The sequence below is a fragment of the Sinomonas sp. genome (assembly GCF_051955515.1).
In the GTDB taxonomy this organism is placed as follows: Bacteria; Actinomycetota; Actinomycetes; order Actinomycetales; family Micrococcaceae; genus Sinomonas.
Genome location: NZ_JBQCGQ010000028.1, coordinates 1 through 21045 on the forward strand (window position 1 = coordinate 1; position 21045 = coordinate 21045).

The 21045-nt window shown below is 65.2% G+C and carries 18 protein-coding genes; 11 read left to right on the forward strand and 7 right to left on the reverse strand.

Translation table 11 applies throughout. From position 1 onward, the window contains the following. Positions 1 to 291: 291 nt before the first annotated feature. Entirely contained in the window at positions 292 to 1176 is an 885-nt protein-coding gene (locus ACTHL9_RS01355) for a hypothetical protein (RefSeq protein WP_440516829.1), read from the forward strand. A 48-nt stretch (positions 1177 to 1224) separates the two neighbouring features. Here ACTHL9_RS01355 and ACTHL9_RS01360 read toward each other — a convergent pair whose 3' ends face one another. The 3 genes from ACTHL9_RS01360 to ACTHL9_RS01370 are packed head-to-tail and all read right to left on the reverse strand — an operon-like array spanning position 1225 to position 3706. Further along, a complete protein-coding gene (locus tag ACTHL9_RS01360; RefSeq protein ID WP_440516830.1) occupies positions 1225 to 1386 on the reverse strand; it encodes a hypothetical protein in 162 nt (53 codons plus the stop codon). Positions 1387 to 1416: 30 nt separating this feature from the next. Then, positions 1417 to 2418 carry a LacI family DNA-binding transcriptional regulator gene (locus ACTHL9_RS01365; RefSeq protein ID WP_440516831.1) on the reverse strand — a complete coding sequence of 334 codons (1002 nt, stop codon included), beginning with the start codon at positions 2416 to 2418 and terminating at the stop codon, positions 1417 to 1419. A gap of 10 nt (positions 2419 to 2428) precedes the next feature. Next, on the reverse strand, positions 2429 to 3706 hold the full coding sequence (locus ACTHL9_RS01370; protein WP_440516832.1) for a Gfo/Idh/MocA family protein: 1278 nt from the start codon (positions 3704 to 3706) through the stop codon (positions 2429 to 2431). A gap of 166 nt (positions 3707 to 3872) precedes the next feature. On the opposite strand from ACTHL9_RS01370, the gene ACTHL9_RS01375 reads away from it, so the two are divergent. The 5 genes from ACTHL9_RS01375 (at position 3873) to ACTHL9_RS01395 (ending at position 10418) form a co-directional block, all read left to right on the forward strand. Beyond that, the gene (locus tag ACTHL9_RS01375) at positions 3873 to 4811 is read left to right on the forward strand and encodes a carbohydrate ABC transporter permease (RefSeq protein ID WP_440516845.1); all 939 of its coding nucleotides are present in this window, start codon (positions 3873 to 3875) and stop codon (positions 4809 to 4811) included. 10 nt (positions 4812 to 4821) lie between these two features. Further along, positions 4822 to 5754 carry a carbohydrate ABC transporter permease gene (locus ACTHL9_RS01380; protein ID WP_440516833.1) on the forward strand — a complete coding sequence of 311 codons (933 nt, stop codon included), beginning with the start codon at positions 4822 to 4824 and terminating at the stop codon, positions 5752 to 5754. A gap of 24 nt (positions 5755 to 5778) precedes the next feature. Next, on the forward strand, positions 5779 to 7131 hold the full coding sequence (locus ACTHL9_RS01385; protein ID WP_440516834.1) for an ABC transporter substrate-binding protein: 1353 nt from the start codon (positions 5779 to 5781) through the stop codon (positions 7129 to 7131). Between the two features lie 107 nt (positions 7132 to 7238). Continuing rightward, positions 7239 to 9422: an alpha-galactosidase gene (locus ACTHL9_RS01390; RefSeq protein ID WP_440516835.1), complete on the forward strand. Its 2184-nt coding sequence runs from the start codon at positions 7239 to 7241 to the stop codon at positions 9420 to 9422. Positions 9423 to 9584: 162 nt separating this feature from the next. Beyond that, complete coding sequence (locus ACTHL9_RS01395; RefSeq protein WP_440516846.1) at positions 9585 to 10418, forward strand: helix-turn-helix transcriptional regulator; 834 nt, start codon at positions 9585 to 9587, stop codon at positions 10416 to 10418. On the opposite strand, the gene ACTHL9_RS01400 is transcribed toward ACTHL9_RS01395, so the two are convergent. The 4 genes from ACTHL9_RS01400 to ACTHL9_RS01415 all read right to left on the reverse strand — a co-directional run bounded on the left by ACTHL9_RS01400 (position 10373) and on the right by ACTHL9_RS01415 (position 14670). Then, on the reverse strand, positions 10373 to 12301 hold the full coding sequence (locus ACTHL9_RS01400) for an ABC transporter ATP-binding protein/permease (RefSeq protein ID WP_440516836.1): 1929 nt from the start codon (positions 12299 to 12301) through the stop codon (positions 10373 to 10375). The genes ACTHL9_RS01395 and ACTHL9_RS01400 overlap by 46 nt on opposite strands. Next, complete coding sequence (locus tag ACTHL9_RS01405) at positions 12294 to 13379, reverse strand: hypothetical protein (RefSeq protein WP_440516837.1); 1086 nt, start codon at positions 13377 to 13379, stop codon at positions 12294 to 12296. The genes ACTHL9_RS01400 and ACTHL9_RS01405 overlap by 8 nt, the downstream gene beginning before the upstream one ends. A gap of 47 nt (positions 13380 to 13426) precedes the next feature. Continuing rightward, a complete protein-coding gene (locus ACTHL9_RS01410) occupies positions 13427 to 14137 on the reverse strand; it encodes a hypothetical protein (RefSeq protein ID WP_440516838.1) in 711 nt (236 codons plus the stop codon). Positions 14138 to 14289: 152 nt separating this feature from the next. Further along, positions 14290 to 14670: a peptidase inhibitor family I36 protein gene (locus tag ACTHL9_RS01415; protein WP_440516839.1), complete on the reverse strand. Its 381-nt coding sequence runs from the start codon at positions 14668 to 14670 to the stop codon at positions 14290 to 14292. Positions 14671 to 14915: 245 nt separating this feature from the next. Here ACTHL9_RS01415 and ACTHL9_RS01420 point away from each other — a divergent pair, with 245 nt between their 5' ends. The 5 genes from ACTHL9_RS01420 (at position 14916) to ACTHL9_RS01440 (ending at position 20949) form a co-directional block, all read left to right on the forward strand. Beyond that, a complete protein-coding gene (locus ACTHL9_RS01420) occupies positions 14916 to 16949 on the forward strand; it encodes a beta-galactosidase (protein ID WP_440516840.1) in 2034 nt (677 codons plus the stop codon). 111 nt (positions 16950 to 17060) lie between these two features. Further along, positions 17061 to 18350, forward strand: a complete 1290-nt coding sequence (locus ACTHL9_RS01425; protein ID WP_440516841.1) for an ABC transporter substrate-binding protein — start codon at positions 17061 to 17063, stop codon at positions 18348 to 18350. 11 nt (positions 18351 to 18361) lie between these two features. Further along, complete coding sequence (locus ACTHL9_RS01430; protein ID WP_440516842.1) at positions 18362 to 19273, forward strand: carbohydrate ABC transporter permease; 912 nt, start codon at positions 18362 to 18364, stop codon at positions 19271 to 19273. Continuing rightward, a complete protein-coding gene (locus ACTHL9_RS01435) occupies positions 19270 to 20178 on the forward strand; it encodes a carbohydrate ABC transporter permease (protein ID WP_440516843.1) in 909 nt (302 codons plus the stop codon). Before ACTHL9_RS01430 ends, ACTHL9_RS01435 begins: the two co-directional genes overlap by 4 nt. Positions 20179 to 20181: 3 nt before the next feature. Continuing rightward, positions 20182 to 20949, forward strand: coding sequence for a DeoR/GlpR family DNA-binding transcription regulator (locus ACTHL9_RS01440; RefSeq protein WP_440516844.1), 768 nt, complete (start codon positions 20182 to 20184; stop codon positions 20947 to 20949). Positions 20950 to 21045 lie beyond the last annotated feature (96 nt).

Sequence of the window (21045 nt, forward strand, 5' to 3'; positions counted from 1 at the left end):
CGTCCTCGTCGTCCCCGAGCTCCCCAAGACCCGCTCCGGGAAGATCATGCGCCGCCTCCTCAAGGACGTCGCCGAAGGCCGCGACCCCGGCGACGCCACCACCCTCGCCGACCCCAGCGTCATGCAGCAGATCGCGCAGGACCTCCGCAAGTAGGCCACCGGGGCAAGTGCGCTTCTCGCACGGAAGTCAGGGTGTGCTCCGAATGTTCGTCGCCCCTCGCGGAGGAGTTCCCGTTACGGGAGCTCCTCCGCGAGAGCGGATCGGAGCGTTATCCACATAGGCGGGCTGCCGTGATCACGGAAGACGGCCCGGCTGTCAGGATCGACCGCATGGACCTTCTGGCGCACCTCATCGACAGCTCCCTCCGCAAGGTCGACGGGGCGTCGTTCGACCCTCGGACCCGATTCGCCGCCGGCCAACTCGTGCGCCTCCGGCGCGGCTTCTACGTCCCGACGCCCCAGTGGCTCGAAGCCACGCCGACCGAGCGCTTCCAAGCCGCCGTCACGTCGCACGCCCTCGCCAACCCGCAGGCCGTCTTCTGCGGGGAGACGGCCTTGTTCCTTCACGGAATCCCGGTGGTCAAGGTTCCGCCCTCGATCGATGTGGCGGTCGATTCCACGACGCGGCTCGGACTCCGACCGAACCCTTTCATGGTTCGAGGCGAATCGGATCAGGCCAGGAGAGCGCGTGTTGCGCCTCCACCGCCGGTTCGACGCCATCGACATCGGGACGTAGGCCCAGTTCTTGCCGGCGACTACTCGACCGTCCCGATCGTCACCGCGCTCGTCGAGGTCCTCGGCACCGGACGATTCGCCCGGGCGCTCGCAGTGGCCGACGGATTCCTGCGTGTCAGCGGTCAAGAGTCATTGGTCGCCGTGCCCGGGGTCCAGGACGGAATCGCCGCCCTGTCGCACAAGAATCAGCGCCAGAGGGCCGAGCTGGTTGCGTCTCTCGCGCGGGCCGGCGCTGAGTCTCCGGGCGAATCGGTGAGCAGAGCGCTCATGCACATCTTCGGCTTTCCCGAGCCCGTCCTCCAACGGGAGCACCGAGATACGCAGGGGTTCATCGGTCGGACTGACTTTTGCCTGGGACATCGAACCGAATCCGGTGGGCGAATTCGACGGCTGGGGGAAATACTTCCGTCGCGAAATGACAGGAGGCGAGGATCCCCGTGATGTCATCCGGCGGGAAAAGCGTCGCGAGAACCGTTTGCTGGCGTCCGGTCATCCGGTACTGCGGTGGGACTGGGCCAGCTCGAACAGCCGATGCTTCTGCGCGCGAAGCTGCTCGAGGGCGGCCTCCGACCGGTAGGGAGCTCGCTCCTTGCAGAGAAGTTCACGTAACGGGAACTCGTCCGCGAGAGCGGAACTGCTGACCTCGCTCACGCGAACTTCGTTGCGGAAAGGTGACTTGGCTCAGCACCCGCAGGACGCCCGGCGGACGAGCGTGGCGGGGAAGATGCGGTTCCGCTTGTGGTCGCCGCCCCCCACGAGGGCCTCGACGGCTGCGTGGGCCATCTCCCCCACCGGCTGCGCCACCGTGCTGAGCGGGGGCCAGCTGAATTCGGCTTCGGCGGAACCGTCGAACGAGACGATCGCGAGGTCCTCAGGCACGCGCACTCCCGCTTCGTGGCAGGCCTTGAGCAGCCCGACGGCCTGAAGATCGGAACTCGCGAACACGGCGGTGGGCCTTTCGGCCTCGTTGAGCAGCCATCGTCCGGTCTTGTAGCCGCCTTCTCGGCTGAATGGACCTCGCATGACGGGGCCGGATGGAAGCCCCGCGTCGGCGAGTCCACCGCGCCAGCCCACCTCGCGCGCATCGAGGTCCCCACCGGTGTTCGTGCCCATGATGAGCCCGATCCTCCGATGCCCGTGCCAGACCAAGTGCCCAACCGCGGTCCGTGCCCCCTCCTCGAGGGCCACCCCCACCGAATCGAAGCCGGGCGTCTCGGCGCTGTGGTTGAGGAGCACGGCCGGGATCTCGGCCGCTTGGAGTTCCCTCAGGTCGGGCTCGAAAAGGACGCTGCAGAGGAAGACGCCGTCCACGCGCCGGCTCACGAGATTCGCGACCTGCCGCCGCTCCGAGGCAAGGGATCCGCCGGAGTTCGCGATGAGCAGCGCGTAACCGCGCTCGGCGGCCGCCTCCTCGACGGCGTGGGCGAGCGTCGCGAAGAACGGGTTGGTGGCGTCCGGGACGACCATCCCGAGCATCTCGCTCGACCCGAGCTTGAGGGCACGAGCCGCCGCGTTTGGCCGGTAGCCGAGCACGGCGATCGCGTCGCGCACCTTCGCTTCGGTGGCCGGTGAGACCCGCTTCGGCCCCCCGTTGACCACGTAGCTCACGACGGCGGTGCTCACCCCTGCGAGCCGTGCCACGTCCTTGCGGGTGGCAGTCGGCTTCGCGGAGGGATGCGGCATGGCCACCATGCTATCGCCGGGGCTCGCTGACCTGTGGCGTGGAGGAGGCCGACGACGGCGACGCCGCCTCCGCGGCTACGGCAGCAGGGGCGTCGCCGAAGTCGGGCACGGGAAGGCGTTCTCCGCCGCGGAGCGCGGACTGGTGAGCGATGATTCCGGGCAGGGTGTAGCGGGCCGCCTCCCACGCGTTCACGGGGGGCAGGGTCCTGTCCGCCACGGCACGGGCGAAGTCGTCGACGAGGAACTGGTGGCTGCCCTCATGGCCGGTCGGGAGTGCGCGGAGCTCACGCGGAAGGCGCGAGGCGTCCTGCACGGGAGCGAGTCCTGACACGAACGCGTCGCGCAAGGCGGGCGCGACGTCGGCGAGCGAGGGGTCGTCGGCGGCGAGCGTCGCCGTCGTCCGCAGGAGCTCCGAGACATCGGTGACCGACTCCTTGTCCTGCCACACCGCGGAGTCGACGAGCTGCTCGAAGCTGCCCTCTGTGCCGAAGTAGCGGAAGCGGCTCTCGCGCAGGTGCGAGGGGTAGCCCACGCGGCGGAACTCATTGATGCGCATGGACCCTCCGCCGGCTAGCTCGAAGAGTGCGGTGGCGTTGGAGAAGTCGTTGTCGAACATGCTGACCTCGCGGTCGAAGACGCCGTCAGCCCGCTCGTCGCGCACTCCGATGCAGCTCACGCTCACGGCATGGCCGCCGATCCCGCCGAGCACGCCACCGACCGAGTGGGTCGGGTAGAGCATGGGCGGGTAGCTAGCGGTGCGCTTCCATTCGGCGCCGCCGCTGTACTGATAGGCCTCGTAGAAGCCGAGATCCATATCGTGGACGTAGTCGCCCTCGGCGTAGAAGATCCGGCCGAATGCGCCCTCGGCCCGGCGCTGGCGGGCGTAGACGGTCGCGGGGTTGTAGTAGCTCGTCTCGCCCATCATGTAGGTCAGCCCGGTGTCGCGGACGGCCTCGATGATCGCCGCGATCTCTCCGACGCTGATGGCCATGGGCACGGCCGAGTAGACGTGCTTGCCAGCGCGGAGGGCCTGGACCACGAGCGGCCCGTGAGTCCAGCGCTGGGTGAAGATCGCGACGGCGTGGACGTCGCCGTCGAGCATCGCCTCGAAGCTCGGGAAGGTTCCGTCGAGCCCCAGCCGGTCGACTAGGGCGGCAGCCCTCTCGGGGATGACGTCGGTGACATGGACCGCCGAGATGGCCGGGTGGGCGTGGAAGAGCTTGGCGAATTGCCCGGCGAACTGACCCGCGCCGACGATGCCGAGGGAGAAGCGTGAAGTGTGCGTCATGCGCGGCAGTCTCGCATAAGAAATCTACACGAGTCAACCATCCAAACAGACCGGAAGAAGCGCGAAGAAGAGGGCTTGCAGCATCGAAAGTTACTCGTGTAGATTCCTCGGCAGCTTCATTCAGCTGTTATCCACATCACAGGAGGATCCATTGGCGGCCACCTCACTGGACACCCGAGCGCCACGGCAGCGCGGCCTCCGCGTCGGGGCAGCGCAACCCGGCCGGCGGCGCAGCCGGAGCGATCTCGGAATTGCCCTCGTCTTCGTAGCACCGGCCCTCATCGGGTTCGTGCTCTTCTACCTCGTTCCCACGGTCCGAGGCATCTATCTGAGCTTCACGAAGTACAGCACCCTGAGTCTCGCCGACCCGAAGTGGGTCGGAACGGCCAACTATGAGGCCATCGCGAAGGATCCGCTCTTCTGGAACGCGCTCGGTGTCACCCTCGAATACGTCGTCATCAACATCGTGCTCCAGACGGCGCTCGCCCTCGGCCTCGCGCTGCTCATGCACCGCATCGCGAAGTCCACGATCATCCGGGGCGCCCTCCTGCTTCCTTACCTCATGGCCAACGTCATCGCGGCGCTCCTGTGGTTCTGGATGCTCGACTACCAGATCGGCATCGTGAACCAGATCATCGAGTGGCTCGGCCTCCCGCGTGTGGCGTTTTTCGGGTCCGAGGAGTGGGCCATCCCCACGCAGGCGCTCATCAACACCTGGCGGCACATGGGCTACACGGCGCTGCTGATCTTCGCCGGCCTGCAGGCCATCCCCAACCACCTGTACGAGGCGGCGCACCTCGACGGCGCCTCAGCCGGGCAGACGTTCCGGAGGATCACTCTGCCGCTCCTGCGGCCCGTGCTGGTCCTGGTGCTCGTGGTGACGGTCATCGGCTCGTTCCAGGTCTTCGACACGGTGGCGGTGACCACCCAAGGCGGCCCCATCAACGCAAGCCGCGTCATCCAGTACTACATCTTCCAGCGGGCCTTCACCCAGCACGACTTCGGCTACGGCTCGGCTTTGGCCGTCATCCTCTTCGTCATCCTCGCCCTCGTCGCCTTCATCCAGATGAAGTTCCTGCGGGGCAACGAGTCGGACCTGGACTAAGGAGCCCAGCATGTCTGCCACCACCACCGTCCGCCGTCACCTCCCATCGAGGCGCCTTGTGACCCGGGGCCGCCTGAACTGGCGCCGCGCCATCGCATGGGCCCTGCTCATCCTCGCGATCGCCGTCAGCGTCCTGCCGTTCTACTGGGTGCTGCGCACGGCACTCTCGTCGAATCATGCCCTCGCCGCCAACTCGGCGAACCTGCTCCCCGCGGACTTCAGCTTCGGCGCGTTCCAACGGGTCTTCGGGCTCCAGTCTCCGGCCGAGGCGGTCGCCGAGGGCGGCTCCGGGGCGTCGATCGACTTCTGGCAGTACCTGGCCAACTCCCTCCTCTTCTCCGGGATCACCACGGTCTGCGCTGTGTTCTTCAGCTCGATGGCCGCCTACGCCTTCGCGAGGCTCCACTGGAAGGGCCGCAACGCCGTCTTCTCCCTGTTCCTCGGCACCATGCTGGTCCCGCCGATCTTCACGGCGCTGCCGAACTTCCTCCTCGTGAAGAACCTCGGCCTCCTCAACACGATGCTCGGACTCGTGCTGCCGTACCTGTTCATGACCCCGTTCGCGATCTTCTTCATGCGGCAGTTCTTCCTCAACATGTCCCGCGAGGTCGAGGAAGCCGCGATGCTCGACGGCGCGAGGCACTGGCGGATCTTCTTCCAGATCGTCCTCCCCAACGCCGCCGCCCCGATCGCCACCCTCGCCCTGCTGACCTTCATGGGCCAGTGGAACGAGTACTTCTGGCCGCTCCTCGTGGGCTCCGACGAAAGCACCCGCGTGCTCACCGTGGGCCTGGGCGTCTTCAAGTCCCAATCGCCGCAGGGCGCCCCGGACTGGTCCGGCCTCATGGCCGCGACCCTCGTCTCGGCCCTCCCCGTGCTCATCCTCTTCGCTGCCTTCGGCAGGCGAATCGTCAACTCCATCGGCTTCAACGGCACCAAGTAACCCCAAACCCTCGGAAGGACCATCATGAAGAAGACCCTCGGCGCCATCGCCGTCGCCGCCGCGGCGACCCTCGCGCTCTCCGCGTGCGGAAGCGGCAACTCCGGCGGAGGCAACTCCGCGGACTCCGCGAAGGGCGAAGTCGCGTACTGGATGTGGGACGCCAACCAGCTCCCCGCCTATCAGCAGTGCGCGGACGACTTCCACAAGGCGAACCCGGACATCACGGTCAAGATCACGCAGACCGGCTGGGACGACTACTGGGGCAAGCTGACCAACGGCATGGCCTCCGGCACCGCTCCGGACACGTTCGCCGACCATCTTTCGAAGTACCCCGAGCTCGCGACGAACGGCCAGCTCCTGGCCCTGGATGATGCCGTCAAGGCGGACAGCGTGGACCTTGGGCAGTACAACCCCGGCCTTGCCGACCTGTGGATCGGCCCCGACGGCAAGCGCTACGGCCTCCCGAAGGACTGGGACACGATCGGCCTCTTCTACAACAAGGACATGCTCGCAAAGGCCGGCATCTCCGAGGACCAGATGAAGAACCTCACGTGGAACCCGCAGGACGGCGGCACGTACGAGAAGGTCATCGCCCACCTCACCGTGGACAAGAACGGCAAGCGCGGCGACGAGCCCGGCTTCGACAAGAACAACGTGGCGGTCTACGGGCTGGGGCTCGAGAGCTCGGGCTCGGGCATGGGCCAGACGCAATGGAGCTTCCTCACCGGCACCACGGGCTGGACGCACACCGACAAGAACCCGTGGGGCAGCAAGTACAACTACGACGACCCGAAGTTCCAGCAGACGATCGCCTGGTGGGCGAGCCTGGCCGACAAGGGCTACATGCCCAAGCTCGAGACCACCGTGGGCGCCTCGATGGCGGACAACTTCGGCGCCGGGAAGGCCGCAATCAACTCGAGCGGCTCGTGGATGATCGGGCAGTACACGGGCTACAAGGGCGTGAACGTGGGCATCGCCCCGACTCCAGTCGGCCCCGACGGCAAGCGCTCCTCGATGTTCAACGGCCTGGCCGACTCCGTCTGGGCCGGAACCAAGAAGAAGGACGCCGCGGTCAAATGGGTCGAGTACACCGGCTCGAAGGCCTGCCAGGACGTCGTCGCGTCGAAGGCCGTCGTCTTCCCGGCCATCTCCAGCTCGACCGACAAGGCCGCGGACGCGTTCAAGGCGAAGGGCGTGGACGTCTCCGCCTTCACCCAGCAGGTCAAGGACAAGACCACGTTCCTCTTCCCGATCACGGACAATGCGTCCAAGATCGACGGCATCATGAAGCCAGCGATGGACGCCGTCGTCTCCGGCAAAGCGCCCGCGAGCTCCCTGACCGACGCGAACAAGCAGGTCAACGCCCTCTTCCAGTGAGCCAGACCGGGGGGAATACTTGACCCCACCCGGGGGTCCGGCACCAGCCGGGCCCCCGGCCCATGACTTCTAGAACGCCTCCAGCCAGCGACACGAAAGCGAATTCCATGGACCCCCTGCATCTCCGCTCAGCCGGCATCAGCGTGCTGCTCGCCTTCGACTCCGGCGAAGCCGAGATGGTGCACTGGGGTGCCGACCTCGGCGAGACGCTCCCCGACCTCGGCATCCTCCGCAGCCCCGTGCCGCACTCCGCGCTCGATCTCCCCGTCGTCGCCGGGCTCCTGCCGCAAGCGTCGTCGGGCTGGCTTGGCCGCCCGGGGCTGCGGGGCCACAGAACGAATGCCACAGGCACAGAAGCTGCCGTCCCCGGCTTCGCCTTCTCCCCCGCCTTCCGCGTGACCTCGGCAGAATCGACGCTTGACGGGCGCGGGGCGCGCATCCTTCAGGCCGACGCGGAAGCCGGCCTCACCGCAGAGACCCGGCTCACCCTCCACGAGGGAGGGCTACTCGAGATCTCGCACGAGGTGACCAACAGCCGGGACGAGCCGTACCACCTGGGCGAGCTCGCCGTCGTCGTCCCCGTCCCCGGGGAGACGGAGGAGCTCTTGGACCTGACCGGCCGCTGGTGCCGCGAGAACCATCCGCAGCGGCATCGCATCCAGCAGGGCACCTGGGTGCGCTCGGGACGGCACGGCAGGACGGGCCACGATTCGTCGCTTCTCCTGGCCGCCGGGACCCGCGGCTTCTCGAACCGGGCGGGCCGTGTGTGGGCGATCCACTTCGCGTGGTCCGGCAATCACGAGCAGTACCTCGACTCGCTCGCCGACGGCCGCCGCATGCTGGGTGCCGCCGAGCTGCTGGGCCCGGGCGAGGTGGTCCTGGCCCCCGGGCAGTCCTACCGCACGCCGACCCTCTACGCGGCGTTCTCCGACCGGGGTCTCGACGGCGTGACGGACAAGTTCCACCGCTGGTTCCGCGCGCGTCCCCAGCATGTGGGGACGACCTCCGGACGGGTGCGTCCGGTGGTCCTCAACACGTGGGAGGCCGTGTATTTCGACCATCGCCTTGAGCCGTTGGTCGAGCTCGCGGAGACCGCGGCGGAGCTGGGCGTCGAGCGCTTCGTGCTCGACGACGGCTGGTTCCGCGGGCGCCGCGACGACCATGCCGGGCTCGGCGACTGGTACGTCGACGAGACGATGTGGCCCGAGGGCCTCACGCCCCTGATCGACGCCGTGACGGAGCTGGGGATGGAGTTCGGGCTCTGGGTAGAGCCGGAGATGGTCAATCTGGATTCGGACGTCGCCCGAGCGCATCCGGACTGGATCTCGGGACCATCGCCAGCCTCGCACAAGGACGGGGGCCGGCTCGCGCACGAATGGCGCCATCAGCAAGTGATCGATCTGGTGAATCCCGACGCCTGGCAGTACGTCTACGATCGCCTCGACGAGCTCCTCAGCAAGAACAGGATCTCGTACCTCAAGTGGGATCAGAACCGCGATCTGGCCGAGCAGGGCCATGGGGGCCGACCGTCGGTGCATGAACAGACCCTTGCCGCCTACCGGCTGTTCGACTCGCTCAAGGCGGCGCACCCGGACGTCGAAATCGAGTCGTGCTCGTCCGGCGGCGGCCGCGTGGACCTCGGAATCCTGCAGCGCACGGACCGGGTCTGGGCCTCGGACTGCAACGACGCCCTTGAGCGGCAGACCATCCAGCGGTGGACGGAGGCCGTCCTGCCGCCCGAGCTCGTCGGCGCCCACATTGGGCCGACGCACTCGCACACGACGGGTCGGGTCCACGACATCTCGTTCCGCGCCATCACCGCGCTCTTCGGCCACTTCGGGATGGAATGGGACATCCGCCAGGCCACTCCGGCCGAGCGGAAGACGCTGCGACGCGCCATCGCGCTGTACAAAGCCCACCGGGCTCTGATCCACTCCGGCGCGGCCGTTCACGCCGACCTCCCGGAGCGGAACCTCTCGCTGCATGGAGTGGTGGCGTACGACGGCGGCGAGGGCCTCTTCGCGGCCGTCGCCTTGGGCTCGCTCGCGGCAGAGATGCCGGGCCGAGTGGGGATCCCAGGGCTCGATCCGGACCGCGAGTACCGAGTCGAGGTTGTCCTTCCGACGCCCGAGGACGGCGATTTCGCAGGCACTTTCATCCAGACGGCGCCGCCTCCGTGGGTCGCCGAGGGCGCGACGGCAAGCGGACGCTTCCTCGCCGACGTCGGCCTCCCCCTGCCGGTCCTGCGCCCCGAGCACGCGCTGCTGCTGCACGCGAAGGCGCTCGGCTGATCCCCTTGCGCCGTCACCTCCGCAGGGTCCCCACCTCAAAGCACCCTGCGGAGGCGGCGGCGCAACGAAGAGCCCCTTTTCTTGACAACTGAAGACAGTTTTATGGTATCTACTCGTGGAGGGAGGATCGGGAAGTATTTCTTCCTGCGCCACGAGGCCTTGATGGGGGTGGATTCGGTGTCTTCACCCTTGTCTGAGCGATATCGGCGTCTGGGCGAGTTCCTGCGGCTGAAGAGAGAGCGGATCCTTCCCGAAGACGTGGGCCTTCGGAGTTCCGGCAGACGGCGCGCACGAGGGCTTCGGCGAGAGGAAGTCGCCTCGATCGCCAATGTCGGAGTGTCCTGGTACACATGGCTCGAACAGGGGCGAGCAGCCGGCGCCTCCCTTGAAGTGCTCGACGCCGTTGCGGAGGCGCTCCAGCTCGACGCCGACGAGCATCGCTATGTTCTCGGTCTCGCGAGAGGTGACGGCGGGGCGAGGGTCATCGCGCCCTCCCCCGCTCATCGCTATCGATACGCAGAGCTCGTGGAGACAATCGCCACTCCGGCCTACGTCATTGACCCCTGTTGCCGCGTGATCGCGGCCAACAACCTCGCGAAGGAGTGCTTCGACGTCGGCGTCGGCATCAGCCGGCTTGAGCAGTTCTTCCTCAATGAGGCCTTCGCTGATCGATTCGTCAATCCCGACTTGATCGGCCGCCGCCTCGTTGAGCAGTTCCGCGCCCAATCGGGCCGCTACCCGGACGATCCGATTTTCGACACTCTCGCCCACCGGTTCAGGGTGCGGTCGGCGCTGTTCCGCAAGTACTGGGACCAACATGTGGTCGGAGAGTCATATCGGGGAGACGTCACCTTCACTCATGCGACCCGCGGCCCGCTCACCTTCGAGGTCCTCATCTTGACGCTCGACGGGGACACTCAGCTAAGACTCTGCACCTACCTCCCGCGCCATCAAGACCGAATGAGTTCGGCGGGAGCTGCGCGCGACGCCAGGTAGGCAGGAGCAGCGGCAGACAGGAGTCCGGCAGCTACACCTGACGATAGACCGGTCAGCAACGTCAAAGCGTCCAAAGATGGAACCCACCCCTGCGCGTTACAGATGAGGATCAGCAGGCCTGGTCCGATGGCCACTCCCGCTAAGCCGCCTACCAGCCCCACCATCAAGCCTTCCTGCAGGAACGCTCTCAAGACGGCGGGTCGAGAAGCTCCCATTGCCCTTCTCAGAGCAATTCCAGGAAGCCTCGAGAGGACTGACAAATACATCGTCAGCCCACCACTGAAACAAGCCAATCCGAGCACCAGGACCGAGATTGTTGAGACTAGATCGGACAATCCATCAGCCACCGCAGCGCGCAGCTCGTCGACATTTGCCACAGGATCAATCCTGATCGATGAAGGATCGGCCGGATCGACCGCGAGGGGAATCGATGTCGCCAGCGGCTGGCCATAGCCGGGCTCCACTTCGATAATGAACGTCGGAACAACCGCAGCTGAGATGCTCGAACGGGCTAGCACTACTGAGGAGAGCAGAGAGTCGTCCGAGGCGGAGACCATGAATCCGGCGATGGCGATAGGGCGGCCGTTGAGAAGCAATTCTTGGTCCAGATTGATGGAGAGTCCCAGATTCTTCGCAGCGTCCACGCCGACGATCACACTCGAGACGTCGGGATTGTCGAGGAGGTCTGGTCGTGCGTTTGGCGTCAACGCCACACCACGGACGTCCAGCAGATTCGCTGTCCCAACGTAGGCCTGGCCGGTGAACAGCCCTTCTCCCCCCGGGGTGATCTTGGAAATCCTTGCAGCTTCAGGAGGAACCTCACCCTGCACCCCAACCCCAGAAACGCCGGGAAGCTCCTCGACCGGCCTCACGACACGGGCTATCGACTCCGCACGGTCCGCCTCCCACAACCACCGGCCAGATGTCTCAGGACGCGCGTAGAGTATCGACGAGGATCTGTTAACGATTGACAGATCCACCATTCGTGCCGCGCTCTCGGAAAGGCCTCTCGCGAGGATCAGTCCAGCCACGCCTATCGCGAATGCCATCGAGATCACTGCCGACTTTCCAAGAGATGAAGTCAGAGAATTGATTGCCTCTGCGATCCCTCCCGCCAAACGGGCCGTCCGGCTCGCTGTAGCCAACGAACGGCACAGGGGTATCGCCGCCCTCTCGTAGTCGCGCCGCGGAGCACTTGAGATTCTCTCGTCAACCAACGCACCATTTCCCACCCGGATCACGCGATCCGCAAACTCTGCCACTTCAGGATCGTGAGTAACAACTACGACCGCGGTCCCACGGGCGGAGAGTTCTCGAAGGAGCCTCACAACCTGCCGCGTATTAGCGGAATCGAGATTTCCCGTGGGTTCGTCCGCTAGCAGGATCCTCGGGCTGTGCACCACTGCGCGGGCCAAGGCCACACGTTGCTTCTCGCCTCCCGACAGGTTGCGGGCCCGCTGATTCCATTGATCGGCCATCCCGACCCAACTCAGGGACTCCAATGCTGCATCAATGCTGCCTTTTTGGTGCAGGCCTGCGATCTGAAGCGGAAGAATCGTGTTCCCGAGAACCGATCTGCTCTCGTCAAGATATGAAGCCTGGAACACGAAGCCGATCTGTTGGCCTCGGAGACGGTCGAGAAGACTGGATGGAACTTGATCTGTCTCCTCGCCAAAGACCTTGATCGAGCCCTCGGTCGGCGCCGTCAGAAGGCCCATCATGTTCAGGAGGGTCGATTTTCCAGAACCGGACGGGCCGACGACCGCCACGAACTCGCCCGTTGCCACCGCAACGTTGACTGTTCCGAGGACAACATTTCCGTCGAACGCCTTCGATACGCTGTTGAGTTCGAGCGCGAGGACGGCTTCACTCCCGTCATCCAATGCGAATCTCGTCCCCTTCCATGACGGCACCGCTGTCGGCGATGGCTGCCCATCCGCCAGCCTGATCTACTACTTCTACGGGCACTCGTTCATCTGGCTCCCCCTGCCGGGATTTTCGGAGCACGTATGCACTGGCATTCGCAGATCGGATGGCCAGAACCGGCACGGCCAAGGTCGACTCACCTGACGGAACCTTCGACAACGCAACCGGTTGCCCCGCCTCAAGATCGATGAGGTTCGCTGGAAGTTCGACTCGAACATCATGGCCAGCCGGAACACCAGCTTGCGCGGATTCCACGAATGGTCCGATTTCCTTGACCTGCGCACTTCCACGCCGTTTCTCAGAGAAGATCTCGAGCGTGTCTCCAACGGCAACCCGTGTTTTCTGGTCTACAGTGAGTCGGGACGAAACAAATTTCGGTTCTATGCGAACTCCAGCAACCGGATGCTTCTCGTCGAGGATCTGTGCAACGGACGCAACCTGGATGATCGTTCCAGCGCTGGCTTCCATTTGAACGAAGTCGGAGTATCTGAAAAAGACGGCACCATCGGCTGGCGGTTCGAGGCCGAGTTCTTTATAGATCCGAGCCACAGCATGAATCGAATCCACTCCCATCACCCCGGTTGCGGCTACGGCATACCCTTGGCCTCTCAGATAATTCTGAAGGACAAGGACATCGTGACCTTTGTCCCCTAAGCGGAGGTCACGATAGATGGGCACTGACCCAGCCATAGTGATCAGAGGCCGGCCCGAGGCCACCGCGAGCAGCCTCAGTTCCTCGTACGGATCGCCGGGTTTGACGAACACGGCTGTAACCCGCGGGTGAGCGGGAAAACTCAGGTTCGGTTCGAGATTGATGACGCGCCCTTCGCGAACCCCGCCCTGAAACGTCAGAGCGACGCCTACGCGACGCTTCTCCGCTTGTGCGTAGACCGGAAGGGCAGACTGTGCGATTCGCTGCGCGTCCAGACTCGGCTTGGCAATGAGACTCGCACCGGCGTAGCCAGCCGCCGCCGACAAGATCACAACAAGCGAAAATGACAAGACAAGCCACGGTCGCCTGAGGCGCCGGTACATGTCCTTCTTCGGGCTCCCACCGCTCGTTTCGTAACGAAGTCGGACCATTAGCGGGATACATCGGATGCGCCAACACCCGACACGATCTCTCTGGCCTTGGAGAGGTCTGCGGTCTTCGCCGAACGAAGAGAATCGACGGCACCCTGGTTCCTTGCCATGTACACCGCTTGAAACTTAGCCTCGAGGTCAGCCACCCTCTGGATAAGATTGGTGCGGTTTTTGCAGTCGATGTCAATTCGCGCTGTTCGGATCTGTTGGTTGCGGTCGTTGGGCACCTGCGGTACCCAAGAATTCTTGTCCTCGCTGACTACGACTCCCCGTTCCTGTAAGCATTCCCTCCAATCCTGCTTCGCCTTCCCCCAATCCGAAGCCTTCATCGCACTGCCGTAGGCCTTGGAATCGATCTGCTGGATTGACTCGGGGGCCTCCGGCCTTCCGACCTGTCGCATCACGATGAGACTGCTCTGAAGATCCTCTCGGCACCGCACGTAGGCATCCCTGAAGCCTTCCTGAGCGTCGTATGGCGCTGTCGACTCGGAACTGACGCCCTCTCTGTCCGTCTTCGCGTAACCATTTTCGTCGGCCAATCTCTGAACCCAGATCCCGTATCGTCGATCTTCCTGATCGAGCTTGAACACCCCGAAGTCTTTCGACAGATTGATCCGGCTCTTCGCCAGACACTCGCGAATCAGGATGTTGTTCGCCTGTTGGACGAGGATCCTTTCGCTGGGCGAGAAAAGCACTTCGTCAAGAGGCATGAGAATCGTTCCAGCGTTATGGTCCAAACGAGCTCTGACTGAGTGGACACCCCCGAGGTCCGCTTCGGTCGCCTCGGATGGCTTGTTGGCACAACCGCCGACGCCTACTGATATGACGAGGGCTACGATGGCGACGTGCTTTCCACACCCCATCAGGTGGTGTGGCTGTCGATGCGGTCGTTCCAGTTCTCCCACCAATTCAGCCCGTAGCTCCACGAGCCAAGGCTGCGGTTGTAGGAGTAGGCCGGGACTATGACGCCCCTGCCGCCGAGCCAAGGATTCTCGTAGAAGACCAGGTCCCACGGCAGATTGCTGTCGTACGAGGAAACGCGGTCATGCCACCCGAACGCACCGTACTCACCGACGTACGCCCCGAAGTCGGCTCGAGGTCCTTGATACCACTCGTCATGCCACACACAAACGGCGCGATACGTGCGACAGTTCGGACCCGCCGTCGCTGCGGGCGCGGCGGCGAAGAGGGTTCCCGCTGTGAGTCCGACGACGGTGGCCCATGACAGGAGCTTCTTGAACATGGCTTCCCCCAAAGATCGCTTTCTTCACCTGGTTGACGCTCGTGGTCTCGGCTGAAGCCGACCTCCAAGGAGCGGTTCCCCTACCGTCCCAAGTCCGCCTGAGCGGAGGAAGTGCGTGCTGGCCATAGGTGCGGCACCAACACCTTCCGGGACGATGCTTTCGATTCTGATTCGTTCTGTACGTTTCTGTGCGCCTCCCCTACGCTTGGAATCTCCACAGACCCTCAGAGCAGAGGCAGAGCGCCATGGACATGAACGATCTCACCCGTCAACTCGGCGGCGGGACGCCCCGCATAGCCTTCGGTGCCGACTACAACCCTGAGCAGTGGCCCCGGGATGTGTGGAAGCACGACGTCGAGCTCATGCGGGAGGCCAAGGTCAACCTCGTGAGCGTCGGCATCTTCAGCTGGGCGCTGCTCGAACCGGAGGAGGGCCGGTACGAGTTCGGCTGGCTCGACGAGGTCATGGACCTCCTCCACGAGAACGGCATCGCCGTCGACCTCGCCAATGCCAGCGCGTCGCCGCCGCCGTGGTTCACGGTCAAGTACCCGGACTCCGCGCCGGTGGGTGCGGACGGCGTCCGCCAGACCCATGGCTCGCGGCAGGCCTTCGCAGCCTGCTCCCCCGACTACCGGCGCGCCGCCGCGGCCCTGACCACCGCCATCGCCGAGCGCTACGCGGACCACTCGGCCCTTGCGATGTGGCACGTCCACAACGAGTACGGCTGCCACAATCAGCCGGACTTCGGCCCGCACGCCGAGCGCGGCTTCCGCGAGTGGCTCCAGCGCCGCTACGGGAATCTCGACGCCCTCAATGATGCCTGGGGCACAGCCTTCTGGTCCCAGCACTACTACGACTGGGCCGAGATCATGCCGCCGCGCCGCTCGGGAACGCACATCAATCCGTCACATCAGCTCGACTTCGCGCGCTTCTCCTCGGACTCGCTGCTCGAATGCTTCGAGGCTGAGGCGGCGATCCTCCGCGCCCGTTCCGACAAGCCGGTCACCACGAACTTCATGGGCCTCAACATGGGCCTCGCAAAACCCATCGACTACTGGCGCTGGGCGCAGCGGATGGACATCGTCTCGAACGACCACTACCTCATCGCGGAGGACCTTCGGCACCATCAGGACCTCGCCCTTGCAGCAGACCTCACCCGGGGCTGGGCGGACAACGCGCCCTGGCTGCTCATGGAACATTCCACGTCGGCGGTGAACTGGCAGCCGCGCAACATTGCGAAGGCTCCGGGCGAGATGCTGCGGAACTCGTTCCAGCACCTTGCCCGCGGCGCAGACGGCATTCTCTTCTTCCAGTGGCGCGCCTCACGGTCAGGAGCCGAGAAGTTCCATTCCGGCATGGTTCCGCATGCGGGCCGCGATACCAAGGTGTGGCGCGAAGTGGTCCAGCTCGGCAAGGCCCTCGAAGCTGCCTCGGAGGTCGCCGGATCTCGCGTCGCGGCCGACGCCGCCCTGGTGTTCGACACCGACGCACGCTGGGCCGCGGAACTCGACTCCCACCCGAGCATCGAGGCCCATCCCACACGCGAGCTCCGCGACTGGCACGACGCCCTCTACCGCTCCGGCATCACCGCCGACCTGCGCCAGAGCACCGACGACCTCAGCGCCTACAAGCTCGTGGTCGCCCCCATGCTGTACCTCGTCACGGACGAAGGCGCCGCGAACCTCAGGCACTACGTCGAGGGCGGCGGAACTCTGCTCCTCACCTACTTCTCCGGAATCGTCGATGAGCACGACCGCATCATCATGGATCCGGTCGACGGCGGGGGCTACCCCGGCGCTTTCCGCAACCTCCTGGGCGTGGAGATCGAGGAATTCTTCCCGCTGCGTGCCGGCGAGGCGCTGGCACTGACGGCCGGCTCCTGCGAGCGCTGGAGCGAGTTGGGACGGACGACGACGGCGGAGGTCGTCTCCCGCTATGACGAGGGGCCGACGGCGGGGTCCCCGGCGGTGACCCGGAACGTCGCCGGTGCGGGGACGGCCTATTACGTGGGCACCTCACCGGACGCCGAGGCGCTCGCCGCGTTCCTCCCACGCGTCCTCGAGGATGCTGGCCTCGAGGCCCCCGCGCACGCTGCAGAGTTCCCGGATCTGGAGGTCGTGCGCCGCATCTCCGACGACTCATCCTGGCTCTTCGCGATCAACCACGGCGAGGTCGAGGCGCGCCTCTCGGTGGACGGCACGGAACTTCTCTCAGGCAGCCCGACGGAAGGCGCGCTGGCGATTCCTGCGGGCGGAGTCGCCGTCGTCCGTCTTTCTTAAATCACGATTCGGGAACTTACGTTCCTGATCTTTTCCGATCGTTTCTGATCGTCTACCATCGTCCCGTGGCGTAGATCACATCGATCGCGCACTCACCCCAGGAGACAGACCATGACGATTTCTCCAACCCTCGACCGGCGCACCCTCCTGAAGACCCTCGGCATCGGTGCCGTGGGCATCGCAGGGGTCCCGCTCCTCTCAGCCTGCACGGGAGGCTCGGGCCCCGCAGGAGGCTCCGGATCGAAGACCATGACCTTCGGCTCGTCGGCCTCCGACGACGTCCCGAAGCGCGCCTACCAGGCGGTGGTCGATGCGTTCCAGAAGAAGGAAGGCGCCACGGTCACGGTGAACACCGTGTCGCACAACGACTTCCAGAACAAGATCAACTCCTATCTGCAGGGCAGCCCGGACGATGCCTTCACCTGGTTTGCCGGCTACCGCATGCAGTACTACGCCGGAAAGGGCCTCCTCGCGCCCGTCGATGACGTGTGGCAGCAGATCGGCGGCAACTTCTCCGACGCGCTCAAGAAGGCCTCGACCGGCCCAGACGGCAAGATGTACTTCGTCCCGAACTACAACTACCCGTGGGGCTTCTTCTACCGGAAGAGCTTCTGGGCAGAGAAGGGCTACACCGTCCCGACCACGTTCGATGAGCTCAAGACCCTCGCCGCGAAGATGAAGGGCGACGGCATCATCCCCATCGGCTTCGCCGACAAGGACGGCTGGCCGGCGATGGGAACCTTCGACTACATCAACATGCGCCTCAACGGCTACCAGTTCCACGTGGACCTGTGCGCCCACAAGGAGTCCTGGAACCAGCCGAAGGTCCAGTCTGTCTTCGACACGTGGAAGGCCCTCCTGCCCTACCAGGACCCGGGTGCGCTCGGCCAGACCTGGCAGGACGCCGCCCAGCTGCTCGGCCAGAAGAAGACGGGCATGTACCTGCTCGGATCCTTCGTCACCCAGCAGTTCACGGACAAGGCGACGCTAGACGACATCGACTTCTTCCCGTTCCCCGCGATCGCGGTTGAAGGCCAGGACTCGATCGAGGCCCCGATCGACGGCCTGCTGCTGTCCAAGAAGGGCGGCAACAACCAGGTCGCGAAGGACTTCCTGCAGTTCATGGGCACGCCCGAGGCGCAGAACACCTACTACTCCGTGGACACCTCGAACATCGCCACCGCGAAGGGTGCGGACACGTCCAAGTTCTCCGTGCTGAACAAGAAGTGCGCGGATGCGATCGCCAACGCGAAGAACATCAGCCAGTTCTTCGACCGCGATGCCCTGCCCGCCATGGCGAACAACGTCATGATTCCCGCCCTGCAGTCCTTCATCAAGGACGGCACGGTGGACATCAAGAACCTCGAGTCGCAGGCGGCCACGCTCTACGCAGCCCAATAGGAAAGTCCGTCATGCCCACCATCCCCCGCAAGGTGCGGCGCCTCTCGAAGCGGGACAGGCTGGTCCTGACCATCATGGTCGCGATCCCCACCCTGATCCAGCTGGTCTTCGTCTGGCTTCCCACCCTGTTCTCCATCGGCCTCAGCTTCACCCGCTGGAACGGCCTCGACCTCACCGACATCCGGCCTGCAGGCGCCTCGAACTACCAGTTCGTGGCCCAGGAGTACCCGCCGTTCTGGCCCGCGGTGCAGCACAACGTCCTGTGGCTCGTATTCCTCGCCGTCGTCGCGACGCCGCTGGGGCTCTTGCTGGCTGTACTGCTGGACCAGAACATCCGCGGGAGCCGCGTGTACCAGAGCATCTTCTTCGCGCCAGTCATGCTCTCCCTCGCCCTCGTGGGTGTCATCTGGCAGCTCTTCTACCAGCGCGACCACGGCCTGCTGAACTTCCTCCTGGGCACGGCCGGGCAGCCCTCGGCTGTGGACTGGTTCGGCGACAGCAACGTGAACATCTGGGCAGCCCTCGTCGCCGCCACCTGGCGGCACGCCGGCTACGTGATGCTGCTCTACCTCGCGGGCCTCAAGGGTGTGGACCCCTCGCTCAAGGAGGCCGCTGCGCTTGACGGCGCGAACGCGGGGCAGACCTTCTTCCGGGTCGTCTTCCCCGCCATGCGTCCCATCAACATCGTGATCGTGGTCATCACGATCATCGAGTCCCTTCGGGCCTTCGACATCGTGTACGTCATCAACCGCGGCACGAACGGGCTCGAGCTCATCTCTGCCCTCGTCATCCAGAACCTCGTCGGCGAAGGCCAGGTGATCGGCGTCGGGTCCGCGCTTGCGACGATCCTGCTTGTCATCTCGCTCGTCCCGATCGTGTTCTACCTGACCCGCACCTTCGGAAAGGAGGCGAAGGAGTCATGACGGTAGTCGCAACACCGACCGATCTCGCCCGCGGCACGGAATACTCCGGCTCGCGCCCGAAGCGCCACTACGGGACCCACCTGATCCTCCTCGTGCTCGCCGTCATGTGGCTCCTGCCGCTCGGCTGGTCGCTCTACACGGCCCTGCGTCCTGTCGAATCGACCAACCAGTACGGCTACTTCAGCGTCGGGGGCGCCTTCAACTTCGACAACTTCGTCACGGCCTGGAACCAAGGCGGCTTCTCGAAGTACTTCTGGAACTCTGTCATCATCACCGTCCCGTCGGTCATCCTGACGTTGTTCCTCTCCTCGCTCATGGCCTTCGCCGTGAGCCGGGTGAGCTGGAAGTTCAACATCACGCTGCTGATCATGTTCACCGCCGGCAACCTCCTGCCCCCGCAGGTCTTGGCTGCCCCGCTGTTCCAGATGTTCAAGCACCTCACGCTTCCCTACTGGTTCAGCGACTCCGGAACGCTCCTCAACACGTACATCTCGGTCATCGCGGTGGACACGGCGTTCCAGATCGGCTTCTGTACGTTTGTGCTCTCGAACTACATGAAGGCCCTTTCGCCTGACCTCACGGAGGCGGCGCTCGTGGACGGAGCCGGCATCTGGCGCCAGTACTGGTCCGTCATCATGCCGCTCTGCCGCCCTGCATTCGCTGCCCTCGGGACCCTCGAAGTCATCTTCATCTACAACGACTTCTTCTGGCCCCTGCTCTTCATCCAAAGCGGTGACCGCCTGCCGGTGACCACCGCGATCAACAACCTCCAAGGCGTGTTCCTCAGCAACTACAACCTGCTCGCGGCCGGGGCCACTATCACGGTCATCCCGACGCTCGTCATCTACCTGCTCCTCCAACGGCAGTTCGTCGCGGGCCTCACCCTCGGCTCGAGCAAGGGGTAGGGCATGCTCGCTGCAGCCAGACAGTCCGCAATCCTCGACGCCGTGCACAAGGAGGGCGTCGTCAAGGTAGCCGATCTGGCCGAGCGCCTCGGCGTCTCGGCGGTGACCGTCCGCCGGGACATCGATGTACTGAGCGACTCTGGGATGCTGACCCGCGTGCACGGCGGCGTGATGCTCCAGGAGGACGTGGGCACGCACGAGCCCGGCTTCGCACTCAAGTCCACTCAGCGGCTCGAGGAGAAGGCCGCCATCGCCCGCGAGGCGGCGGCGCTCGTGAGCGAGGGCATGGCTGTGGGCATCACGGCGGGGTCGACGACGTGGATGCTCGCCAAGGCACTCTCCTCCGGGCCCCGCGTGACGGTATTGACGAATTCGGTGCGGGTCATGGAGGCCTTCGATACGTCGTCGTCCGGCTCCACGGTGCTGCTCACAGGAGGCGAGCGGACGCCGTCAGACGCCCTCGTGGGGCCCCTCGCCACCTCGTCCATCCGGCATCTGCACCTCGATCTGCTGTTCTTGGGCGTGCACGGCATGGACGAGCGGGCGGGCTTCACCACCCCCAACCTCCTCGAGGCAGAGACCAACCAGGCGTTCGCTTCCTCTTCGCGTCGGGTCGTCGTGGTCGCGGACCACAGCAAGTGGGGCGTCCAGGGGATCGGGAGCATCTGCGGCTTCGACGACGTGGACGGCCTTGTCACCGACGGCGGGCTGCCCGGCCCAGCGCTCGGGTACCTGCGCGAACGGATCCAGTCAGTGCGGGTCGCGGCCTGAACCGCCCCACCTGTGCGCGAGCGGGGGGGCGCCGGGGGGCGGGGGGGCCCCCGCGGCCGGGGGGGGGGGGGGTGGGGAAGACCACCCCACGGCGGA